Source organism: Pseudoalteromonas sp. OF5H-5 (assembly GCF_021530695.1).
Lineage (GTDB): Bacteria > Pseudomonadota > Gammaproteobacteria > Enterobacterales > Alteromonadaceae > Pseudoalteromonas.
In genome coordinates this window covers 27,926-51,459 of record NZ_JAKGBF010000007.1, presented here as the reverse complement: position 1 = coordinate 51,459, position 23,534 = coordinate 27,926, and the positions used below count along the sequence as shown (strand labels likewise).

The window sequence follows — 23,534 nt, the reverse complement described above, 5'->3', positions numbered from 1 at the left end:
TTCATTGGCTAACTACGTAGTGTAAGCGATTCATGCAGATTGTCCTCCCCATTGAAGATCTTAGACCTGGCATGTTTGTGGATAATGTTCACAAGCATAAGTCTGACGCGGGTATTAAGATCAAATCTCGGGGAATGGTCAGAGATGAAGCCATCATTCAAAAGCTGATTGACAAAGGAGTACTTGAGCTCACTATAGACTTTACGCAGAGCGATATTCCTGTACCACAGAAATACCAGCAGCCAGCAGAACCGGTCACTGAAGCACCACAAGCCCCTGAAGAACCTGCCGCCAAAAATGGCATGGATGGCAGTCTTTCCACCGCTCGCAGCAAACCAAAATCCAAAGCCAAAACGGTGAGTAAAGAACAAACTTTGCAGCAAGAATTTGCGGTTGCGATGCAAAAGTTTGAAAAGAATAACCGTCAGATCCAAAGCCTCTATGGAGATGTAACATCGGGTTTGAAGGTCGATATGAGCCTCATCAATGAGGTAAGTAAAGACATCGTCGATTCGGTACTGCGTAATTCAAATGCGATGGCGATTTTAACTCGGATCAAAGACAAAGATGCCTACAATTGGCGTCATATGACCAACTGCGCAATTCTGATCACCGTATTTGCCAAGCACCTTGGTTTGCAACATCACATTATTGAACAGTTAGCCATGGGGGCGATGTTGCATGACATTGGTCACGCTAAGTTACCCCAGGGGTTGATCAATAAGCCGGGTAATTTTACCGATCTTGAGTATCGTGCGGTCAAAAAGCACGTGGCGCAGTCTTTAGGGTTGAGCAAAGGTGAGTCTGGGATCACGCCTATTATGCTGGACATGATCATCAACCATCATGAACGCTTAGATGGTACAGGTTATCCGAGAGGGATTAAAGACGACGCACTCAGCACCGCGGCAAGAATGATGGCGATTGTGGATGTATACGACGCCATAACCTCAGATCAGCACCACAAAGAGGCTGATGAACCAATTAATGCGTTACGTTTTTTACTGTCGAGTAAAAAGCAATTTGATCCTATTTTAGTGCAGCGTTTTATTAAGTGTATGGGAGTTCACCCCGTAGGAACTATTGTTAAACTGACCAACGAGCGATTAGGGTTGGTACTCGAGGGCAATAAACATGCACCCACGGCGCCTCTTGTACGAGTGTTTTACAATACCAAACATCTCCACCATGTTACGGCAAAAGATTTGGATTTAAGCGAGTCAGAGATAAAAGTGATCGCAAGTGTCAGGCCGCTTGATTATCAAATTAACCTCTCACGATTGCTAAGAGATCAATTACTGATTTAAGGTTTGGATTGCGCGACAGGGAAGAAAGCGTTTTTACAGCGTCTTTTGAGATTTTGCCATCTAGCAGAGAGCATCGCGCCAGTCATACAGCTTGCCATCATTAATATCCACAGTAATGTTCCCTTTTCCGAATGTAACGCCGCACAGCTTAACAGCAGTGATAGCAGCGCTGCAACAATAGCACCTAACCAGTATTGACTGACCGGGTTATCGCACTCTCCCGCGTGGCGACAGGCACAGTAGTTTGCTTTACACAGGCAATATACGCTGAGACCGCAAAATACCAATGCGCAAACGATTAATGCTATCGACATGTTGTTCTCCTTAGCACGATTAACACACTGAATGACTCATACTCAGATTGAAGAGTGTATATAAGGGATGAAGGTACGTCAATGATATTGGTAATTATTATCATTTGATAATTTATCTCATCCGATGAGTTTACAAAGTGCGTAATTTGTTCGTTATATGTTCACTTAATCAACGAAAAGTCGCAAAAAAGGAGATTTCTACTCCACTTTTAGGTAGGGTGTCATGAATTTATTATTCTGCCAATTTGGTGGGTGTGTGGCATAGCTGGATATTGGCTAGGTGAGCAAGGTCAAAGTGAGGCTGCGCAGTGTTACTCGAATTGGTTTTTTTAACCATTACTCAGGAAATGGTTAGTTCACAGGGGATTAGAGTATGAACAAAGTATTATTAGGTCTTATCGCATCAGGTGCGATTTTATCGTCATCACAAGCACTAGCTGCCGCCTTCCAACTTGCGGAACAAAACGTCTCTGGCCTTGGTCGTGCTTATGCGGGTGAAGCATCTGCAGCCGACGATGCGTCAGTGGTTGCACGTAATCCAGCATTGATGGGTAAGCTATCAGGCACGCAATTATCAGTAGCAGCTATGTATGTTCAACCGGACGTAAGCCTGACGGGAACAGGTACTAGCAATGGTATCCCTGCTTCAGCGTTAAATGACAACAGCATCGCACCAAGTGCTATTATTCCTGCTATTTATGCAACGCACAAATATAACGACCAATGGTCGATTGGTGCTGGTATCTATTCACAGTTTGGTCTATCTACAGAATTCGATAAGGATTATGTTGCAGGTCAAATCGCGGGTGAAACTGAAATTAAGACCGTTAACTTAGGTATTTCTGCTGCTTACCAAATTGATGAGCAATGGAGCGTAGCGTTTGGTATTAATGAAGTTTATGCCGATGCTAAAATCGTTCGTAACCTTGGTGCGACAACGACAGGTTTGCCAGCCAGTACTCAGGCGGTACACTTAGAAGGTGACGATTATGGCTTTGGTTGGAACCTAGGCGTTGCTTATCAAATCGATGAAAACAACCTAATCGGCTTCCATTACCGCAGTGAAACAGATATCACATTTGATGGTCACTTTAGTAACGACTTACCAGCAGCGATGGGCGGCTTGAATGGCGCGTCACTACCAGGTTCAGTGGATGTAACGTTACCTGCGATTGCTGAGATCTCAGGTTCTCATAAATTAAACCAAGAAACCTCACTACACTACAGCGTACTTTGGACAGGTTGGAATAGTTTTGATGAACTTGAAGCTGTAGTTGGTAACGCAGGTTCAGTATTCACTAAAGAAGAGAATTTCTCTAATTCATTACGTTTTGCAGTTGGCGCTGACTATCAGCTTAGTAATGCGGTGAAACTACGTGCAGGTATGGCATATGATGAGTCACCAGCGGATGAAAACCATCTATCTATCTCAATTCCTGATACAGACCGTACTTGGTACTCATTTGGTGCGGAGTATACACTTGCTAACCAAGCAACTGTAGATTTCGGGATCAGTGTTTTAAGAGGTAAAACACAAACTTTCACTGAAGCTGACAGATTCAGTGAGTGGGGCTATCGCTCTAAAGGCCATGCGATGATCTTTGGTCTTCAGTATAACCACAAGTTCTAATTATGAGAGAACATTAAAAAAGCGGCTTTTGGCCGCTTTTTACTTTCTATAGCATAGATTTAAGTTGATATAGCAAAGCATGAGCTTGCTTTGGTGTCATATCATCGGGATCCATATCTGCAAGTAGCGCTTCAACCTCAGAAGGCTCATTGGCAAGCATTAAGCTCTGCTGTACAGGTGCAGCTACATGAACAGGCTTATCGCCAACGACACTCTGATGTTGCTCTAACAAAGCGAGTTTCTGTTTCGCTAACTTAATCACTGCTTTTGGCACGCCGGCAAGACTTGCTACCTGTAAACCAAAACTCTTACTTGCAGCCCCTTCCATCACTGTGTGTTTGAAGGCAATAGTATCGTTATGTTCAACGGCATCCAAATGCACATTAACAAGGCCTGCTTGCTGCTCAGCCAATTCGGTTAACTCAAAATAATGAGTAGCAAACAGTGTTTTTGCTGCAATTTTGCTGGCGAGATAATCCGCTGTCGCATAAGCGAGTGATAAACCGTCATAGGTGCTTGTCCCACGACCAATTTCGTCCATTAGCACCAATGATTGGGCGGTTGCATTGTTTAAAATGGTTGCAGTTTCGGTCATTTCAACCATAAAGGTTGAGCGCCCAGAGGCAAGGTCATCACTGGCACCAATGCGAGTAAAAATACGATCGACAATTCCGATGGTGGCTGCGCTTGCCGGTACATAGCTGCCAATATGCGCCATCAACACAATTAACGCGGTTTGACGCATATAGGTCGATTTACCACCCATATTTGGTCCAGTAATAATGAGCATTTTACGTTCATCGTTGAGTTTTACTGGGTTGGCAATGAATGGTTCTTTACTTACTTGTTCTACGACTGGGTGGCGACCATCCACTAAATCAATTTCAGTGCCCTCGGTAAGCGTGGGCTTGCAATAGTCTAGTGTCTGAGCACGTTCGGCTAAGGTGTTTAATACGTCCAGATCGGCAAGCGCTGCAGCCATGACTTGCAATTGTTCAATATAAGGAGCGATGAGTTCAAAGAGCTCTTCATATAGGCGCTTTTCAAGTGCTAGTGCTTTCGATTGGCTACCAAGCACTTTGTCTTCATGTTCTTTTAGCTCAGGAATAATGTAGCGTTCGTTATTTTTCAGTGTTTGTCTGCGAATGTATTCCGCAGGCACTAAGTGCGAATTGGCCCGGCTGATCTCAATATAAAATCCGTGAACGCGGTTATACCCAATTTTTAATGTCGAGATCCCTGTGCGTTCGCGCTCTCTTTCTTCAAGTTTTTCTAAAACATCCGTGGCACCTGCGCTTAATGCGCGTAGCTCGTCAAGCTCTGCATTGTAGCCCTGTGCTATTACTCCACCATCACGAATGAGAACAGGGGGATTGTCGATAACCGCTCGTTCTAACAAATCTTGTAACTTAGGTAATGCAGGTGAATGGCTAATAATAGACTGAAGTCTCGTATCCGTCGCATCTTGTAAAATATCATGCAGTGGCGGTAACGCTTGTAATGCACTTCTTAAGCGCGTTAGATCACGCGGACGAGCGGTAAATAACGCTAACCGGGCTACGACTCGTTCAATATCGCCAATGTGTTTTAGTGCATCGTAAACTTCCATGCATAGTTGTTGTTCGATAAGGCTCGCAATCGCATTGAGTCGAGCATTGAGCTCTTTGCGTTCGCGCACGGGCGTATGAATGCGGCGTTTTAATAAGCGCGAACCCATGGCCGTTGAAGACTTATCTAAAATCTGCGCTAAGGTGTTTTCAACACCGCCAGAGAGGTTTAGAGTTAGCTCTAAGTTTTTGCGCGTCGCGGCATCTAAGATCACCGCGTGCTCATTCTTTTCGAGCGTGATCGCACGAATATGAGGTAATGCAGTGCGTTGCGTGTCTTTCACGTATTGCATGACACAACCCGCGGCGATTAAACCCATATTGGCATTGTCGACACCAAAACCGACTAAGTCGCGGGTTGCAAACTGCTGACAAAGTAAATGCTTTGCTGTGTCTAAATCAAACTCCCAATCTGGACGGCGACGACTGCCTTTAATGCTTTCTAGCACTAAAAGGTTCTGAAATGATTCTGGATATAACAATTCTGCGGGCTGCAAGCGCTGTAGCGTGGAATTAAGTGCTTCGTCAGTCTGTAGCTCTACGATATTAAATCGGCCCGAGTTAATATCAAGATAGGCAACGCCATAACCTAAGTTTTTTGGATGTTGGTAGACCGCCGCAAGTAAATTATCTTGGCGTTCTTGCAATAGTGCTTCGTCGGTGACGGTACCTGGAGTAACAATACGCACAACTTTACGTTCTACAGGACCTTTACTGGTCGCTGGGTCGCCAACTTGCTCACAAATAGCAACAGATTCACCCAGTTGTACCAAGCGAGCTAAGTAGTTTTCAACTGCATGATAGGGAACACCTGCCATTGGAATTGGATTGCCACCGGCTTTACCGCGATAGGTTTGAGATATATCGAGAAGCTGCGCCGCTCTGATAGCATCGTCAAAGAAGAGTTCATAAAAGTCGCCCATGCGATAGAACAGCAAGATTTCTTGATGCTGAGCTTTAATTCGCAGGTATTGCTGCATCATTGGGGTTTGTTGGTTTATAGTGTGTTCTGAATATAGATCTGACGACATTGTTGATACCTAAAAGGTTTTCCTATGGAGCACTACAAAGAGATAGCCGAATATGCGGCACAATTGGGCGCTATTCTAACGAATAACGGCGTAACAATCACTACCGCAGAGTCATGTACAGGTGGTGGGGTGAGTTATGCGTTAACAGATACGCCGGGGAGCTCTGCTTATATCGAACGTTGTTTTGTGACATACAGTAATCAAGCTAAGCACGAATTATTGGGAGTATCACAACAAACCCTAACGCAATTTGGTGCAGTGAGTGAGCAAACGGTTTTGGAGATGGTCAAAGGTGCTCAGCAGGCAGCTCATGCTGAAGTTGCCATTGCTGTGTCTGGTATCGCTGGACCAACTGGAGGCAGCGTTGATAAGCCCGTAGGTACTGTATGGTTTGCTATTGCGAATAGTGATAGAGTTCAGGCATTTCACCAAGTATTTACTGGGAATAGGGCCGAAATAAGACTTCAAGCCATTGAATTTGCATTAAAAAATGCTATAGCGATGGTAAAATCATAAAATTCTACTTGATACTGTAATTTCATACAGTATACTAGGTGTCATTACGCTGAATTGGAGAAGCAAATGAACGATAACAAGCAAAAGGCATTAGACGCAGCACTATCACAAATTGAGCGTCAGTTTGGTAAAGGCTCAATCATGAAACTGGGTGAGAACAAGGCGCTAGATATTGAAGCCATCTCAACGGGTTCATTAGGTCTGGATATTGCACTTGGTATCGGCGGCTTACCAACTGGTCGTATTGTTGAAATCTATGGTCCAGAATCATCAGGTAAAACAACGCTAACATTACAAGCGATTGCAGAAGCGCAAAAAATGGGAAAAACATGTGCGTTCGTTGATGCTGAACACGCACTCGATCCAATCTATGCCGAAAAGCTAGGCGTTAATGTTGATGAGTTATTAGTATCACAGCCTGACACCGGTGAACAAGCGCTTGAAATTTGTGACATGCTAGTTCGTTCTGGTGCGGTTGATTTGGTTGTTATTGACTCGGTAGCAGCACTTACCCCTAAAGCTGAAATCGAAGGCGATATGGGTGACTCACACGTTGGTTTGCAGGCTCGACTCATGTCACAAGCATTGCGTAAGCTTACAGCTAATATCAAACGCTCGAACACATTATGTATTTTCATCAACCAAATTCGTATGAAGATTGGTGTGATGTTTGGCAACCCTGAAACCACAACTGGTGGTAACGCACTTAAATTCTATGCATCTGTACGTCTTGATATTCGTCGTATCGGTTCAGTGAAAGAAGGTGATGAGGTTGTTGGTAACGAAACTCGTGTTAAGGTTGTGAAAAACAAAGTAGCACCACCATTTAAGCAAGCTGAGTTCATCATCATGTACGGTGAAGGTACGTCGAAACAAGGTGAGTTGATAGACTTAGGTGTGAAACACAAACTGGTTGATAAAGCGGGTGCTTGGTTTAGCTATAACGGCAGTAAAATTGGCCAAGGTAAAGCAAACTCAATTAAGTTCTTAAAAGAAAATGTTGAGATTGCCAATGAAATTGAAGGCAAGTTAAGAGAAATGCTCCTAGCGCAAGCGGTTATTATGCCTGAAGAGGGTGAAGATAAAGGCCTTGCTGAAGTTGAAGATGATTTAGAGCTATAGGCTAACCACTCAAGTTTAACGGCTCGCCAGCAAGCTTGAGCTATATTTTAAAAAGCCCAAAGGTTAACCTTTGGGCTTTTTACATTTTATAAAAGTTTACTTTTGATAACAAAGAGATAGTTATCGATTAATCCGAACAATACAGCTATTTTGATATAAAAATAAAATACGTTGTTTGATTTTCAGCTATTAACCCACCTTTTCAACAAGTTATGTAACTTGCCTTGATGCTTTACATCATCAATCTTATTGAAAGCAGAAAAATTAGGCAAATTGGGGTGATTTCGACTATGGTTTTCTGGTAAAATCTGCGCCTAATTTTTTCTAAGTGAATTTGCAATGGGTAAAAACGTCGTTGTATTAGGCACCCAATGGGGTGACGAAGGTAAAGGTAAAGTAGTTGACCTACTTACAGATAAGGCTTCTTTAGTTGTTCGCTACCAAGGCGGACACAATGCTGGCCATACACTAGTAATTAACGGTGAGAAAACGGTACTACACTTGATCCCATCAGGTGTACTACGCGAAGACGTTAAATGTGTAATTGGTAATGGTGTAGTACTTGCACCAGATGCACTAATGAAAGAAATCCACATGCTTGAAGCGCGTGGCGTTCCTGTACGTGAGCGTCTATTGATCAGCGAAGCATGTCCTTTGATCTTGCCTTACCACGTTGCACTAGACCAAGCGCGTGAACTAGCGCGTGGTGAAAAAGCCATTGGTACAACTGGCCGTGGTATTGGTCCTGCGTACGAAGATAAGGTTGCACGTCGTGGTTTACGTGTTGGCGATCTTTTCAACCCAGAGCAATTTGCTGCGAAGCTTAAAGAAGTACTAGAGTTCCACAACTTCGCCTTGGTTAACTACTACAAAGTAGATCCAGTAGACTTTCAGAAGACATACGATGATGCAATGGAAGTAGCAAAAGTACTTAAGTCAATGATTGTTGACGTTACTGAACTACTTGATCAAGCGCGTAATGCTGGCGACCATATTCTATTTGAAGGTGCGCAAGGTACATTACTTGATATTGACCACGGTACTTACCCGTACGTAACCTCATCAAACACGACGGCTGGTGGTGTTGCGACTGGTGCAGGTTTTGGTCCGCTACACTTAGATTACGTTTTAGGTATTGTTAAAGCTTACACAACTCGTGTTGGTTCAGGTCCTTTCCCTACAGAGCTTTACGATGGTCAAGACAAGCAAGACCCAGTTGGCAGACACTTAGGCGAGAAAGGCAACGAGTTTGGCGCAACAACTGGTCGTTTACGTCGTACCGGTTGGTTTGATGCAGTGGCAATGCGCCGTGCAGTTCAAATCAACAGCATCAGTGGTTTCTGCTTAACTAAACTAGACGTACTTGATGGTTTAGAAAAAGTGAAAATCTGTACTGGTTACCAATTAGAAGACGGCACTGTGACTAATGTGACTCCTCTTGCTGCTGAAGGCTATGAGAAAGTGACTCCAGTATATGAAGAAATGCCTGGTTGGAGCGAAAACACCTTTGGTGCAACTTCTGTTGAGCAGCTTCCAGAAGCCGCTATCAACTATATCAAGCGCCTAGAAGAAATCACTGGCGTGCCAATTGATATCATCTCAACAGGCCCTGACCGCGTTGAGACAATGATTGTTCGCAACCCTTTTGCTGAATAATCTTGCTGTCGATTGATAAAGAAAAAAGCTGCTACGGCAGCTTTTTTTGTGTCTATTACCCTACAAGTTTTTGTCTTCCTGCCGATAAGTAAGTGAATTTTTGCTCATATGATAAAATTAGACTTCGCTTTGGCGTAAATAATGCTTAATCAAATTTGAGTGTCGATGTTGCTGCAGAGCAAGTAATTTGCCTTTGCAGCCTGCTATAGTTAAACAATCAGCTTTACTTTGATGGGTCTTCGATGAATTACTTACTTCGTTATTTTGCAGCTTCAGCATTGAGTGTTTCCTTAAGTCTCAGTATACAGAGCAAAGTATCTGCCGAAGAGGCTATCGAAGCTGTGCCTTTGTATACACAGCAAGAGCTACTAGCGCTCATTGAAAAAAATCAACACCTTGCTCGGGTTAAAGCGGATGAGTGCCAGCTGGTTAAAGATATTGAAGCGCGTGCTGAGATCATGGCGCTGCCTTCGTATCAGTTTCTTTATGGTGACATGTTAGCTTATGCCGTGTGTGTAGACAGAGATGTTGAGCTCGGCCTTTATTATATGAAAAGGGCAGCAGAGCAGGGCCTTGCCGCGGCGCTTGAACAATTAGGTCGCTACTATGATGTTGGCCAGTTAGTGCAAGAAGATAAAGCGATGGCGGTAACCTATCTGAGAGAGGCTGCAGCACTTGGCAACTTAAACGCTCAATTAAGACTCGTAGATGTGTTTAATCAAGGCCACGGTAGCCCAAGAGATTATGAAGACGCCTATCGATGGCTGTTCCATTCCGCAGTTGCAGATAAAAAGCTACATAAGCGGATTCAGGTAGCACTAGGTCAACTGGCAAACAAAATGCCTGATAGCGTGGTCAAGCGCGCGAGATTGCCTATATAACCTGAACTCGGGATAACAACTTGTTCTCTAGCAGCTGTTATCCCTTACTACTGCGTTAAATTTGCTTGCAATAGGCCAGCTATTGGCGCACAAATTTGCCTTGTATTAAGAAATAACTTCTGGCTAGAGTGACACTACGCTTTTGAACTTAGTGATTTTAGTGGATTAACTTACTTCTTATCCCGAGTTCAGGTTGTATAACCTGAGGCTCAGGTTAACTCCGTTGGATCAATAGGTATTACTTTCAGCAGGTTTTGAGTGGAAAGTAAAAGCGGCGTAAGTGACGCCGCTTTTACTTATTTCTAAATAAAGCCCGTAAATCTAGCTTATTTCTTATCCAAATCTCAGGTTAAGTAATTTGCTGGCTGCTAAGCTTTGCACCAATTTGGCCTTCTTTATTCGTGTTTGGGTCTTTAAGCACCGTTAACTTAGGCGGTTGCAACGCCAATATGCGGTCGCCTTCTTCTGGAAGCTTTTTCATGTCAGAGGTAAATGGGCGGATCAAGATGGGTTCCTCATCTTTGTTCTGCTCTGTGAGTACAAACAGCGGGATTGCTTCACTGTTAACCTCTTTATACTGTTCCCATTTAAATTCTTCTGAGATCCGCGTTACGCTCACTTTGCCGCCCTTTGCCATCATGCTACTTAGCTTGGCGTAATTACCTTCGTCGCCAAACAAGATTTGGCGAGAAAGGAAAGTGGCGCTATCTTTGTTCGCCTTGGCGTGGTTAGTGGATGATTTGAGCGAATAAACACATTGATCACCAAGTAAATGAGAAAAGTATTGTACACCCAAAGCGTTGTGATGACGGTTAGGTGAAAGCGCTAGCACAGACTTTAAGCTGGTCAACGGGAGGTAACGCTCTGCATGTTCCGACTGTGGGTTACCATAGTAACAAGGCAATCCGTCCATTCTTGCCATCTTGCAGTTTTCCCATGCGGGATCGGAGAGATAAACATCAATATTTTGGTCTTTTAAGCCTTTAGCCACCGCTCTAGCTACATGGTTTGCACCAATGATAAGTAAGGTATTGGGCTTTGGTTGACGCACTCCTAAAAGACGTGCGAAAGGCGTTGCCGTTAGGCTTTGTAGTACCACGGTGACAATGATGACGGTGAAGATAAGCGGCACCATTTTATCCGCATCTGCTATCTGTGATTTGGTCATACTCAACGCAAAAACTGAGCCTACCGCTGCAGCAACAATACCTCGAGGAGCTATCCAACTTAACAGAATACGAGACTTTATCGGTAAGTCTGTATTGAACGTCGATAAGAATATCGACAGTGGTCGAGCAATAAATAATACTACAGCTAGAAAGATAAAGACGTCAGTGTCTAACAGCATTAAATCTTCTAACTTGAGTCGTGCCGCGAGTAAGATAAATAAGCTCGAAATCAGGATCATTGAGAGATCTTCTTTAAATTCTAACACTGAGTCTATTTCCAAGTCATCTTGGTTAGCGAGCCAAATACCAAAGATAGTCACGGCTAGTAAACCCGACTCATGGCTCAGATGATTCGATAGCGTAAAGCTAAACAACACTAGCGCTAAAATGGCGAACTTGTGAAGCTCGAAAGGAAGCCACTCTTTTCTTATTAGGTAAGTGGTAAGGTAACCTGATGCGACGCCAATACTTATCCCCACACCAAGTGTTGATACGAGCGCCCACAGGGTATGACTGAAGATACCTTCGCCACCAACTAAAGAGACGGCTTCAAATACGAGTACCGCAAAGAGTGCACCAATTGGGTCTATGACTATACCTTCCCAACGTAAAATACGGTCTATGTCTTTGTCTGGGCGCATGGCGTTCAGCATCGGGGCAATAACTGTTGGACCAGTCACGACAAGTACTGCGCCCAAAACGGCGGCAACTTGCCAGTTAAGCTCCAGCACAAAAATTGCGGTCGTTGCTATCACCGCAAAGGTTGCCAACATCCCGATAGAACAAAGATTCCGTACAACCTTACCAATTCCTTTGAGTTCTTTAAAATGCAGGGTTAGTGAACCTTCAAAGAGGATTACAGCAACGGAAAGTGAGACGACAGGAAAGAGTAAATCCCCGAGTAAGGCATCTGGGTCCAGCGTGCCACTAAATGGCCCCAAAGCAAGACCTATAAGAAGTAAAAACAAAATTGCTGGAACCTTAAAGGCCCAAGCAAGCCATTGTGCTATTACAGAACATACTGCAATACCTGCAATGTAGATTGCTGACATAGATTCTCCCCGGTTGGATTATCCCAACATTTTTATCAGTATAGCTAGCATCCAGTTATAACACAGCGCGAATGAGGGTAAAGTGAATAAATTACTGAAAATAAGGTATTATAAAATTGATTTATGGTGATCATAAATAATTAACATGGGATAGGGTTGCAATCTTACCCTTGCTTACGTTAAGGTAATAAACGTTCAAGGCGTGGAGTAAATCGCGCCGTCATTCACAATCTACTCATTACGCAATTATTCATTGCGGTACAGCCTTTCCGGCCGCACCAAACCATGGTGGCCCTGTTGGAAACGGCTCGACATCAAAGGTTAAGTACTTGATGTCACAATCAATCTTCTATTAGTGAAATGTCAGCCAGTTAACGATTGTTACTGCGTCTGGGTTTAGCATGTGTGGCGACATGATGGGACTAAGGTCTTCGCCGCCGCACGTCTGTTTGTTTTATCTATTTGCCGACTTTTTGGTCGATGCATTGCGCTTTCTGTTGTCTTCTAATAGGAGATATTTGGAGTACCAACTCGTGAGTGGGTGGTTAATTTAATGCAGGAATTTATGTCGATGAAACAGTCAAAACGTATAGTAATCAAGATCGGGAGTGCGTTGATCGCGCCAGAGCAAGATGGGTGTCGATCCCGCTATTTACTCAGCATCGCGCAATTCATCGTGCGTTGTCGAGCCCGAGGTATCGAGGTGATCCTCGTCTCTTCAGGTTCAGTCGCAGCAGGGTCGCACTTATTTCCTAATTCAGAGCAGCCGAGCATTGCGGTGAAAAAAGCGATGGCGGCAGCTGGCCAAACTGAGATGATGGCTACGTGGGACCGTTTCTTTGACTTCCCGTCGGCGCAGATATTGCTGACTCACGGCGACCTGCGTGACAGGGAAAGATATACCAGTATTCGTGAAACAATATTCACTTTACTCGATCATGGAATACTGCCTATTATCAATGAAAATGACACCGTGACCACAGACGATCTGAAGGTGGGTGATAACGATAATTTGTCTGCAATGGTAGCGGGGGCTGCAGATGCAGATGGGCTAATTATTTGCTCCGATGTCAGTGGTTTATATAACAAAAATCCTAATTTACATGCTGATGCAGAGCTGATCTCTGAGGTGACAGAGATCACTGAAGAAATCTACGATATGGCAGGTTGTCCAACGAGTAAGGTTGGTACCGGTGGTATGAAGACCAAAATTGAAGCTGCTGAAAAGGCGACGTCTCACGGTATAGATACCTATATTGTTAACGGCTTCGAAGAAACAACCTTTGAATTATTGTTGGCGGGAAAAAATCCAGGCACGGTATTTACAGCCTATGATAAACCGATGCAAGAAGCGGTGCATTGGATGACTCACACGGCATCAGAGCAAGGTGAGCTGGTCGTTGATAGCGATTATGGCTCAGGCGAAAATCAAGTGGTGGGTCAGTTAAGTGGCGATGAAATCACTGAAGTAAAAGGTGAGTTTTCTGTTGGAGATACCGTGCTCGTGAGGAGCAAAGATGGTAAGCGCTTAGCCAAAGCAACCACCAATTACAGTAGCTGCCTATTAAACTTTTTAACTGAACATGAAGAGAATCCGATCAGCGAAAGAATTCAAGATAGTATCGGACCCGTTATTTCAGAACAAGATATTGCATTATTGGAGAAGTCATAAGACATGAGTTTAATCACAGATATTTCATCACAGGCTGCAAAAGCAGCGAAACAGTTAGCATTATTATCTACAGAGCAAAAAAATGCGGTGTTAGCAGATATGGCAAAAGGGATCCGTGATAATAGCGATGCCATTATTAAAGCTAATGAAGCTGACTTGGCTGCTGCTCGTGATAACCAGCTTAGCGACGCCATGATAGATAGATTAACGCTTAACCAAGCGCGGATTGAAAGTATGGCTGAAGGTATCGAGACTATCATTCAACTGGACGATCCAGTGGGTGCACGTAGAGACATGGGTGTAAGACCAAATGGCATTAAAATCAGTAAAATGCGAGTGCCACTTGGTGTTGTCTGCATGATTTATGAGGCGCGCCCCAATGTCACCGCTGACGCCGGTGCACTATGTTTTAAATCAGGTAATGGTGTTATTTTGCGTGGTGGTAAAGAAGCGTTATCAAGTTCTTTAGAGATCGCAAAAGCGATGCATCAGGCGCTCGAAAAACATAATCTACCTGCCGCATTGGTTTCTGTTATTCCGGATCCAGACCGCGCGTTGCTAATGGAGCTGATGCAGCAAAAAGAATATATCGACCTTATCATCCCACGTGGCGGTGAGGGTCTAATCAATTTCGTTACTGAGAATAGTACGGTGCCAGTGATCCAGCATTTTAAGGGCGTGTGTCACTTGTATATAGATAAAGCGGCCGATCTCGATAAAGCAATGGCGCTTCTGTTAAACGGTAAAACGCAGCGTACTGGTGTATGTAATGCGCTTGAAGGGTTAATCGTTCATCAAGATATCGCTCCGACTTTTTTACCGAAAGTTGCTGCAGCACTAGCAGAAAGGGGTGTGAAAATTAATGCGTGTAAGCAAACCGTAGCTTATTTTGATAATGCAGTTGAGTTAAGCGATGACGAATTTGGCGAAGAATACTTGAGTCTTGAAATAGCGGTTCGTCAGGTTACTGATTTTAATGCAGCGCTTGCACATATTGATCGCTTTGGTAGTCACCATACCGAAGTTATCTGTACGGAAGACAAAGCAGCTGCTGATTTGTTCCAACGCGGTGTAGATGCTTCCGTCGTGATGGTTAACGCCTCTTCACGCTTTAGTGATGGTTCAGCGTTAGGTTTAGGTGCCGAGATTGGTATTGCTACCACCAAATTGCACGCTTACGGACCAATGGGCTTAGAGTCGCTAACAACCGAAAAGTTTTTAGTAAATGGTGAAGGCCAAATCAGAGAGTAATGAACAGATGCTGCTTGAGTAGATAGAAAAATCATACTCAGTGGTATACACAGAATGACATAAGTAACTGCAAAGCTCGGGTCGAAAGACTTGGGCTTTTTTCTTTTCGATTTAGGGGGGGGAGTTTTGTAAGAAGTAAGAAGAGCGGAAAGTGGTGGAGCTAAGCAGGATCGAACTGCTGACCTCCTGCGTGCAAGGCAGGCGCTCTCCCAGCTGAGCTATAGCCCCACATTCCGTCAGTGGACGAAGCGAAATTTAATCATTTTTTATATTCCCGTCAACCCCAGACAAAAAATTTCGCTATTTTTTTATAGTCTTTGTTACACTGAACTGAAAATAAAACGAATTAAGCGAATTATGGTTCTGCGTCATATCTTTTCTATTCTCATTATTGGGCTGCTAGCGAGTTGTGCATCACAGTCTGATGAGCCTGAACTTATTATCGAAAAACAATCTCTTCATAAGCGTCTTTCGCCAACTGGTGATAAAGAATTTGCTTTCATTGTAACGGTACAAGCAACACCTCGAATGGAGCTGGATGCAAGTAAGCCAATATCAAGAAGAGAGTTAAAACGTTTTGCCGAGTTTGAACGTATTGAAGATTCCCCCTCTCTAAAACTCAAGTTAGAAGAGCAAGCCGTCGCCTTATTAAAACCGGCTTTGATTGAAGCGGACTACTGCAACGCAGGTCATAAAATTACCGATGTATACTGGCGGCAGCGTAGCGTTCAGTTACGAGGTAAGTGTTTGTGATCAGAAACAATCCAAGTGCACTTGCAGAGCGGCTCGCTCAGCTAGATATCAACTATTTCAATTATGAGCATCCACCGTTACATACTTGTCTAGATGCTGACAACTTGGAGTTAGAGAGAAAAGGGACGCGACTGAAAAATCTCTTCCTCCGAGATAACTATGGAAAGCGACACTTTCTTTTTATTATTCCTGCAGATAAGCAAGTCGACCTAAAAGCGCTGTCTAAATCTCAAGGGGTGTCACGTTTAGGTTTTGCATCGACGGACAGACTAGCGAAGTATTTAGGAGTGGAACAAGGCTGTGTATCAGCACTCACATTGCATAACGACAGTGAGCAACAAGTCGAATTATGGCTTGATAGTGAACTGCAATCTGCGCACTTATGGCAGTGCCATCCCCTAGTGAATACTAAAACTTGGGTGTTAACGCTCGAAGATTTAAAGCGCTTTTGGCAAGTCACTGGGCACTCACCTCACTGGGTTGACTGTGTTTCTCAAACTCAGAGCTAAGCCGACTGTACAGACGGTAAAAAGCGACGCACAAAACCAAGTGATGCCAGCTTGCTCATAAATCAAACCCGGAAGATAAGATCCCAGCACGCCTCCGGAATAATAAAATGAAACATAAGCGCCATTGGTGACGGTTGCAGGTGCCTGACTAATACTGTTTGCTAAAGGCGCTGCGGTTGAATGGATCACAAACATACAGGCGCAGAATAGCGTAAATAAGACCACAAAAAAGAACACAGACGCCACGGGTAATAGCGCAATGGTTGTAGCATAGATGAAGAACATCACAGCTAAAAATCGCCAGGTAGAATGAAATTTACTTTGTAGCCAAGGTGTAACGATAGACCCTAAAGCACCAACTAAATAGCCTGTATAGACCCAGCCCACTTTACTGGGATCAGTTAAATTAAAGTCGTACTTGAGTATAAAAGGTAAAAAGTTGAGTAGCCCCGCGAAGCAGAAAAACATACAAAATACAGAGCTGTATAATCTCACTAGGCGCGATTGCTTGAGTGGTGCCAGGTAGTCTCTGATCCTTGTCGCGTGAATTATTGGTGGTTTGTTCTTGCTGGCTCGAATGCTAAATGCCAGCACAATCAATAACAATGCGTTTAGGTAATAGAAACTTTGCCACTCAAACCAGACAGTAAAGTTGGCCGCAAGTGTACGGCCAAAATAACCTCCGGCTATGGTACTTCCGATGTACAAGCTCATGTTTCTTTTCAACTGTGAGCCACTAAACTGTTGGCCGATATAACCCGTCATCGCAGTGAGTGCAGCAGGTAATAATAACCCTTGAATTAACCGAGTAAACAAGAGCCCTGAAAACGAAGTCATTGAAGCAAATGCTAAACTGCTGAGTGCCAAGAGCAGCATGGTCCATTTTAAAATGCGCAGCGGATTGGACTTTGCCAGCAATAACCCGTAGCAGATTGGCGCGATAGCCAGAGGTAGCATAGTTGCTGACATCAGCATGCCCGCATCTGACGCCGATACATTAAATTGCTCTGCAAACTCGGCCAGCAGCGGCTGCGGCGCGTAAAGCACAAAAAAAATGGTCACAGAGCAAAGCAATAGATGAATGACGGGCATTAAGCAATAAGGCGTTTAATTTCGATGAGTTAGCTTAAATTAAAGCAAACTAGATGACAATTTTTTGCGCTAAATCACGATGCGCAACAATAATTTTGGTAGTTTTACATTAGATTGACCGATTCCTCTCTGGTCAATCGAAATTGCTGAGTTAAAATAGTGAAAAGTCTATTTTACGGAGTTGCATGATGGGTTCACTGCAAGATCAGTTGCTAAAAGCAGGTCTAACAACTGAGCACAAAGCGAAAGTTGCAAAAACACAAAAGCGTAAACAGCAGAAGAAAAAGAAAAAAGGCGCAACGAGCGACCAAACAGACCTTCAAAAACATATTGAGCAGACAAAGCTTGAGCAGCAAAAGCGTGCCGAAGAGCTAAATAAAGCGAAGCAAGAAACGCTAAAAGATAAAGAGCAAATTGCTCGCGTGAAGCAGATCTTAGAACACCATAACCAAGATGAGATCCGCGGTAATGTGACCTTTAACTTCACATATCAAAATAAGGTGAAGGAGTTAGAAGTTAATTCCGAAACACAAAAAGCGCTATCAAAGGGGCGTTTAGCGATTTGTGTATTAGAAGAGCAGTTCTACGTACTACAAGATGAACCTGCTAGAAAGATTGCAGAGGTAGACGAGAAGTATATCGTTTTCCATGTTGAGGACAATCAGCAAGGTGATGAGGATGACCCTTACGCTGACTTTGAAGTCCCAGATGATTTGATGTGGTAGTGATTAGGCTTTAGGTCAAACTTTAGTCTACACTGACTTACAACGTTAACCGTCAATAAAAAGAGTAATGATATGAGCAAGATGAAAAAACTACTAGTAGGGACTACGGTGGCAATTTGCGCACTAGGTTCAGCAAGTTCAATGGCTGCAGATGGTAAAGCATTGTATACAGCAAAGATGTGCCAAACCTGTCATGGTGCAGAAGGTAAAGCACCGATCATGCCTCTGTATCCGAAGGTAAATGGTCAAAGCAAAGAGTATTTAGCGGCGCAAATGAAAGATATCAAATCAGGTAAACGTAATAACGGTATGACAGCAGCAATGAAAGCGATGGTCGCTAATGTCACTGACGCTGAAATCGATGCGATTGCAGAGTATCTATCTAAAGTTGAATAACATCAAAGTTAGATATCAAAGATGATAAAAAACCACCGTTCGCGGTGGTTTTTAGTTGAAGATATAATTAAGCTAATTTAGACTTCTATACATCCAAATGTGGAGTCAATAAGGGATCCCCATGTTCGAATTACCTCAGTTAAATTTAAAAGACAAAGTAAGCGCAGAAGAATGGCAGCTGCGTGTTGACCTTGCCGCTTGCTATCGACTGGTTGAGCACTTTCGCTGGGGAGATCTAATTTATACGCATATGTCGGCGCGTTTGCCGGGTACGGATCATTATTTAGTAAACGCCTTTGGCCTGACTTTTGATGAAGTCACCGCTTCTAATTTGGTGAAGGTCGATCTTGAAGGGAATATTCTTGATGATACGCCATTTGAGATTAATCCGGCGGGCTTTACTATTCACAGTGCGATCCATGAGGTGCGAGAAGATGCGCATTGCGTTATCCACCTCCATACCAAAGAGACGATCGCAGTCGCAAGTGTAGAATGTGGTTTATTGCCTTTGAGTCAGCATAGTATGTTCTCCTTACCATCACTGTCGTATCACGGCTATGAAGGCTTAGCAGTGAATATGGATGAAAAAAAGCGCTTGCAAGATGACTTAGGTACAACCAATCATATGCTGCTGGTGAACCATGGTGGTTTAACTGTTGGACCAACGGTAGGCGATGCCTTTATGCGTTTTTATGACTTACAGCGTGCATGCGAAATTCAAGTTGCGATTCAAGCAACGGGACAACAAGCCGTACCTGTACCACAACCCATTATTGATAACATATATAACCAAGCGAATGTCGTGCATAGCGGTAGCACCGGTGGTCAATTAGCATGGCCCGCAATGCTTCGTAAAGCTTACCGCCTAGACCCAAGCTTTGCTCAATAGGAGTCAACATGAAAGTTAATCGTGTCGAAGTTTTTGATATTCATTGTCCAGATAGACCTGCTTGGACACCCGTTTTTGTTCGTATTCACACCGATGAAGGCATTTCAGGGGTTGGTGAAGCTGGGCTTGCATACGACCTCGGCCACAGCGCTGCGGCCAGTATGATCAAAGAAATGGCTGAAGCTTTTTTAATTGGTCATGACCCTTTTCAAACCGAGCTGCTTTGGTCGCGTATGCTGAGAGAAAGCTTTTGGGGTTTAGGTGGCGGACCTGTGGTATATGCGGCGATGTCAGCAATAGATACCGCGCTTTGGGATATTAAAGGTAAAGCCTTAAACCTACCTGTTTATCAGTTGCTTGGTGGTAAAGTGAACCCTGAGCTTCGCACCTATGCCTCACAATTACAGTTTGATTGGGATAGCGAGTTTAAAGCACTAGTTCAACCACACGAATATGCTGAAGCGGCTCACAAAGCCATTGCAGAAGGGTACGATGCGGTTAAAGTTGACCCAATTCAGTACGATAAAGATGGCAACACCTATTACGATAGAACTAAGCTTATCTCGCGCGCGGAAATGAAATTATACCGTGCAAGAATGAAAGCAATACGTGAAGCGGTAGGTGATGAAGTCGACATTATTTTTGAATGCCACAGCTTACCAGGCGCGACATCAGCCATTCAAATTGCAGACATCGCTGAAGAATTTGATTGTATGTATTATGAAGAGCCTGTGAATTATCTTAACCACTCTTTACATGCAAAGGTAGCCAACAAGACCTCTGTGCCAATCGCTGGTGGGGAACGTTTATATAATCGCTGGGGTGTTCGCCCTTATTTTGAAGATCAAAGTATTGATGTACTGCAGCCAGATATTGGCCTATGTGGTGGCTTTACGGAAACTAAGAAGGTATGTGATTACGCCGATATCTTTGATATCCGTATTCAGGCGCATGTCTGTGGCGGCCCGGTAGCAACCGCAGCTTCATTACACTTGGAAACCGCGATCCCAAATTTCCTGATCCATGAGCACCATACTTACGCAATCAAAAAGTGGAACAGAGAGCTATGCTTGCAAGATCCACAGCCTAAGAACGGTATCTTTAGAGTGTCAGAAGAGCCGGGGCTTGGTATTGAGCTAAACGATGAAATCGTGATGCGCTCAGCCCGTGTGGAAATTAAGTAGGTCTGAACGCTCCTAAACCAGTGAAGCCGCTATCTTGGCTATAGCGGCTTCATTGTATTTCTAGCTAGCTAATCGGATGCTTTAATCACGCAAGGCATTTACCAAGTTATCTAATTCCAAATTAACATAGTTCAGTTTGCTGACAGGCAATAAGTTGTCAAGTACGCTAGCATTTCCTTCCAACATTTCTCCGTCAAAGCTCACTGTTTTAGAAATAGGGAGCTGATAAGTCAGTAATAAAGTTCCATTATCACCTGCTGGGTGCTCGCCTTCACCAGTGATAACATTAATTATCTTCCCTGTTTGAGTGATAAATAAGTAACCAGTTAATCTGGCATAGGCGCCGTCGGTAGCCGGCAATTGTCCAAAGGTTTTCGCATTTGCATACTGGCGTGTTCGCCAAATAAAATCATCACAAGAGCTAACGCATCCAGCATTGACTACGAGTTTTAAGGATTCGTACTTCATAGATGTAGAAGACGAGTCAATCATGCGAATGTCGCACTGGGCAGAGCCGCGGCAAAAGTCAGGCCGAGGAGGCAGAAAGTCGTCACGACTGGTGATGTCAGCGACAATATTTTGATACCAACGTTCGGCTCTTTTACTTTGGTAAAACGCGCTATCCCGTATCTCTTTATTTGCCAAAAGCGGTGTATTTCGATACTGGACCAAATTGTCTCTGAATCCATTTCGGGTCAAAGCGGCGATCCAAGGCGTATTTTCTGAACCACCTTTATTATTCTGGATATCTACGATTAGGGGCTTAGCCGGCGAGCGATGTGTAATTTGCTTTATTTCGTTGATATCGAAGCACATACCTGGTTCTTTAGCTTCGTCACAATAGATATCATTGCTGTGAGAACCCCATTTACCAAAGTAGAATATTTTAAGCACAAAGGTACCGTTGCTTTCATATAGGCATGACTGACTGCCATCGTAGAGCAAATTTAAGCCAAGCGGTAAATACATTTCTGAACATTTAGAAGAAGCTTGTTGCTTGTTTTTTTGTTGCCCCAGTTTTACAAAAACATCTGAACTGTTATCTGTGTAACTAACGACGAGTTTATCTAGGCCACCAGAGAAGAAGTAGCCCGATTTCATGTAGCTGGAGAACAGCCGCAGGCAACCTGATTTGTGTACGTCATTACAATAAAAGTTGAAAAACTCTTCAAACAAATCTTCTATGCTACGCTCGTTTATAAGTCTGATTGACTTTTGGTTTTTGGTAGAGAAAAAGCTAATTTGAGGCCATGTATAGCCTATTTCGAGCTTCGGCCACTTAGGGAAGTTCGTGACTTGTTGGCGTGCCTTTTCATCAACTATCAAATAGGAGTGACGATTTAAAATTCCATAGTGTAGGTTGTCTAGGGCACGGTATAGGGTATCCCAATTATTTGAGTTTACGATACGTTTACTTGCTATGGCTTTGTAGGTTTTCCAGTCTACACGTCTGGTTTTATTGCGCAGTGCTATTGTTATAGCATCGATGCTTTCTATTCCAGAAAATAGCTGTGTGGCAATCTCTGCTCGTTGTTTTTTATCAGGAAAGGGTAGCGCATTATTAATTGTTGGTTGCGAAAGTGCGATTGGGGTGAATACCGTAAATACAAAAATAATGAGTTTTACCATCACTTTTCCTTGCTTAAATGGTGAAGCTCTAGCATATGGTGCTTATGTACTGCTGGCAACAGCATTTAGCGATTCGGATATAAGAAGAAAAGAGCCATTTTTGTGGTAGTGACAGGCTGGCTCGTCGTAAGTTTTACGAAAGGAGGTGGAAACAAAAAGAGCCACCATAATGAAATAGTAGCTCTTTCTTTATTTACTAGCCTAAGGTAATACTTGGCTCTTTTGTCTAAGCCAGAGTTATTATTTTAGCAATGACTCAGTTAATACTGGACGAATTTCTTTTACAATCGCTTGGCAAAGCTTAGGCGCGCCACAGATGATGTTGCCGCTACGGTTAAAGTTAGCACCGCCTGCAAAATCAGTGACCATACCGCCTGCTTCTTTTACTAACAGCTCACCGGCTGCTGTATCCCAAGGCTTAAGGCCAATTTCAAAGAAGCCATCCATACGACCTGCAGCAACATATGCCATGTCTAAAGCTGCAGAGCCCGCACGGCGGATATCAGCTGTATGAATGAATAATGCTTTGAACGCTTCTAGGTAGGCATCCATGTGGTGCTTTTGCTTGAAAGGGAAACCTGTTGCAAGCACAGTGCCTTGTAATTCAATAGACTTAGATACACGAATACGTTTGTTGTTTAGCTGTGCGCCTTGGCCACGAGAAGCAGTAAATAATTCGTCGCGGATTGGATCGTATACAACAGCTTGCTCTACGCGACCTTTAACTCTTAGCGCGATAGAAACAGCATAATGAGGGATACCTTTAACGAAGTTAGTTGTACCGTCTAGAGGATCGATAACCCAAAGGTAGTCTGCATCTTTGCCTTCGTGATGACCAAATTCTTCACCAACAATAGCGTGATCAGGGTAAGATTTTAAAATTGTGTCACGAACGATTGATTCCGCATCTTTATCGATGTTAGTTACTAAATCATTTGTGCCTTTTTGAGTAGCTTCAACGCGCGATAAATCTTCACTTGCACGTAGGATAATCTTACCTGCGTTACGCGCAGCGCGTACCGCAATGTTCAACATTGGATGCATAGCATTACCTTTAGGTTGTAAAAGAACAGGATCATTTTGAGCCGGCGTATTCTAGCGGTTTTTTCTCTAAAGTAAATAACCAATTGTGAATTTCTCTGGTTGTTT

At 43.6% G+C, this 23,534-nt stretch carries 20 protein-coding genes and 1 tRNA gene; 14 read left to right on the top strand and 7 right to left on the bottom strand.

Annotated features, from left to right (window positions below; genetic code table 11):
- Positions 1-32 precede the first annotated feature (32 nt).
- Positions 33-1,307 carry an HD-GYP domain-containing protein gene (locus L1271_RS11845; protein ID WP_211867054.1) on the top strand — a complete coding sequence of 425 codons (1,275 nt, stop codon included), beginning with the start codon at positions 33-35 and terminating at the stop codon, positions 1,305-1,307.
- On the opposite strand, the gene L1271_RS11840 is transcribed toward L1271_RS11845, so the two are convergent.
- Entirely contained in the window at positions 1,304-1,621 is a 318-nt protein-coding gene (locus L1271_RS11840; protein ID WP_010374094.1) for a hypothetical protein, read from the bottom strand. The two genes, L1271_RS11845 and L1271_RS11840, sit on opposite strands and share 4 nt — an antisense overlap.
- A 373-nt stretch (positions 1,622-1,994) precedes the next feature.
- Here L1271_RS11840 and L1271_RS11835 point away from each other — a divergent pair, with 373 nt between their 5' ends.
- Positions 1,995-3,251, top strand: a complete 1,257-nt coding sequence (locus L1271_RS11835) for an outer membrane protein transport protein (protein WP_102057547.1) — start codon at positions 1,995-1,997, stop codon at positions 3,249-3,251.
- 46 nt (positions 3,252-3,297) lie between these two features.
- Here L1271_RS11835 and mutS read toward each other — a convergent pair whose 3' ends face one another.
- Positions 3,298-5,889, bottom strand: a complete 2,592-nt coding sequence (gene mutS / locus L1271_RS11830) for a DNA mismatch repair protein MutS (RefSeq protein ID WP_206473685.1) — start codon at positions 5,887-5,889, stop codon at positions 3,298-3,300.
- 24 nt (positions 5,890-5,913) lie between these two features.
- Here mutS and L1271_RS11825 point away from each other — a divergent pair, with 24 nt between their 5' ends.
- The 4 genes from L1271_RS11825 (at position 5,914) to L1271_RS11810 (ending at position 10,064) form a co-directional block, all read left to right on the top strand.
- Complete coding sequence (locus L1271_RS11825; protein WP_102057545.1) at positions 5,914-6,405, top strand: CinA family protein; 492 nt, start codon at positions 5,914-5,916, stop codon at positions 6,403-6,405.
- Positions 6,406-6,471: 66 nt separating this feature from the next.
- On the top strand, positions 6,472-7,527 hold the full coding sequence (gene recA / locus L1271_RS11820) for a recombinase RecA (protein ID WP_095729681.1): 1,056 nt from the start codon (positions 6,472-6,474) through the stop codon (positions 7,525-7,527).
- 339 nt (positions 7,528-7,866) lie between these two features.
- Positions 7,867-9,183: an adenylosuccinate synthase gene (locus tag L1271_RS11815; protein ID WP_010378944.1), complete on the top strand. Its 1,317-nt coding sequence runs from the start codon at positions 7,867-7,869 to the stop codon at positions 9,181-9,183.
- A gap of 242 nt (positions 9,184-9,425) precedes the next feature.
- Positions 9,426-10,064, top strand: coding sequence for a tetratricopeptide repeat protein (locus L1271_RS11810; RefSeq protein ID WP_010378945.1), 639 nt, complete (start codon positions 9,426-9,428; stop codon positions 10,062-10,064).
- Between the two features lie 349 nt (positions 10,065-10,413).
- Here L1271_RS11810 and L1271_RS11805 read toward each other — a convergent pair whose 3' ends face one another.
- A complete protein-coding gene (locus L1271_RS11805; protein ID WP_235367938.1) occupies positions 10,414-12,285 on the bottom strand; it encodes a cation:proton antiporter in 1,872 nt (623 codons plus the stop codon).
- 565 nt (positions 12,286-12,850) lie between these two features.
- Here L1271_RS11805 and proB point away from each other — a divergent pair.
- Complete coding sequence (gene proB / locus L1271_RS11800; RefSeq protein WP_026001031.1) at positions 12,851-13,957, top strand: glutamate 5-kinase; 1,107 nt, start codon at positions 12,851-12,853, stop codon at positions 13,955-13,957.
- A gap of 3 nt (positions 13,958-13,960) precedes the next feature.
- Entirely contained in the window at positions 13,961-15,208 is a 1,248-nt protein-coding gene (locus L1271_RS11795; RefSeq protein ID WP_206473687.1) for a glutamate-5-semialdehyde dehydrogenase, read from the top strand.
- A gap of 152 nt (positions 15,209-15,360) precedes the next feature.
- Here the strand turns inward: L1271_RS11795 and L1271_RS11790 are convergent.
- Positions 15,361-15,436: transfer RNA gene (locus tag L1271_RS11790), tRNA-Ala, on the bottom strand.
- A 129-nt stretch (positions 15,437-15,565) separates the two neighbouring features.
- On the opposite strand from L1271_RS11790, the gene L1271_RS11785 reads away from it, so the two are divergent.
- Both L1271_RS11785 and L1271_RS11780 read left to right on the top strand, forming a co-directional pair.
- The gene (locus L1271_RS11785; protein ID WP_206473689.1) at positions 15,566-15,961 is read left to right on the top strand and encodes a hypothetical protein; all 396 of its coding nucleotides are present in this window, start codon (positions 15,566-15,568) and stop codon (positions 15,959-15,961) included.
- Complete coding sequence (locus L1271_RS11780) at positions 15,958-16,470, top strand: prolyl-tRNA synthetase associated domain-containing protein (protein ID WP_235367937.1); 513 nt, start codon at positions 15,958-15,960, stop codon at positions 16,468-16,470. The genes L1271_RS11785 and L1271_RS11780 overlap by 4 nt, the downstream gene beginning before the upstream one ends.
- Here L1271_RS11780 and L1271_RS11775 read toward each other — a convergent pair.
- Entirely contained in the window at positions 16,429-17,562 is a 1,134-nt protein-coding gene (locus tag L1271_RS11775; protein ID WP_102057540.1) for an MFS transporter, read from the bottom strand. The two genes, L1271_RS11780 and L1271_RS11775, sit on opposite strands and share 42 nt — an antisense overlap.
- 188 nt (positions 17,563-17,750) lie before the next feature.
- Between L1271_RS11775 and L1271_RS11770 the strand changes: the two genes are divergently transcribed.
- The 4 genes from L1271_RS11770 (at position 17,751) to L1271_RS11755 (ending at position 20,756) form a co-directional block, all read left to right on the top strand.
- Positions 17,751-18,287, top strand: a complete 537-nt coding sequence (locus tag L1271_RS11770) for a DUF2058 domain-containing protein (RefSeq protein WP_010378951.1) — start codon at positions 17,751-17,753, stop codon at positions 18,285-18,287.
- A 72-nt stretch (positions 18,288-18,359) separates the two neighbouring features.
- Positions 18,360-18,683 (top strand): c-type cytochrome, encoded by a 324-nt coding sequence (locus L1271_RS11765; RefSeq protein ID WP_010607213.1) that lies wholly within the window; start codon positions 18,360-18,362, stop codon positions 18,681-18,683.
- A gap of 121 nt (positions 18,684-18,804) precedes the next feature.
- Positions 18,805-19,572 carry a class II aldolase/adducin family protein gene (locus L1271_RS11760; protein ID WP_102057539.1) on the top strand — a complete coding sequence of 256 codons (768 nt, stop codon included), beginning with the start codon at positions 18,805-18,807 and terminating at the stop codon, positions 19,570-19,572.
- An 8-nt stretch (positions 19,573-19,580) separates the two neighbouring features.
- A complete protein-coding gene (locus tag L1271_RS11755) occupies positions 19,581-20,756 on the top strand; it encodes a mandelate racemase/muconate lactonizing enzyme family protein (RefSeq protein WP_039493039.1) in 1,176 nt (391 codons plus the stop codon).
- Between the two features lie 81 nt (positions 20,757-20,837).
- Here the strand turns inward: L1271_RS11755 and L1271_RS11750 are convergent, their stop codons facing one another.
- Complete coding sequence (locus L1271_RS11750; protein WP_235367936.1) at positions 20,838-22,385, bottom strand: hypothetical protein; 1,548 nt, start codon at positions 22,383-22,385, stop codon at positions 20,838-20,840.
- A gap of 240 nt (positions 22,386-22,625) precedes the next feature.
- Positions 22,626-23,429 (bottom strand): inositol-1-monophosphatase, encoded by an 804-nt coding sequence (suhB, locus tag L1271_RS11745; protein ID WP_010607217.1) that lies wholly within the window; start codon positions 23,427-23,429, stop codon positions 22,626-22,628.
- Positions 23,430-23,534: the final 105 nt, after the last annotated feature.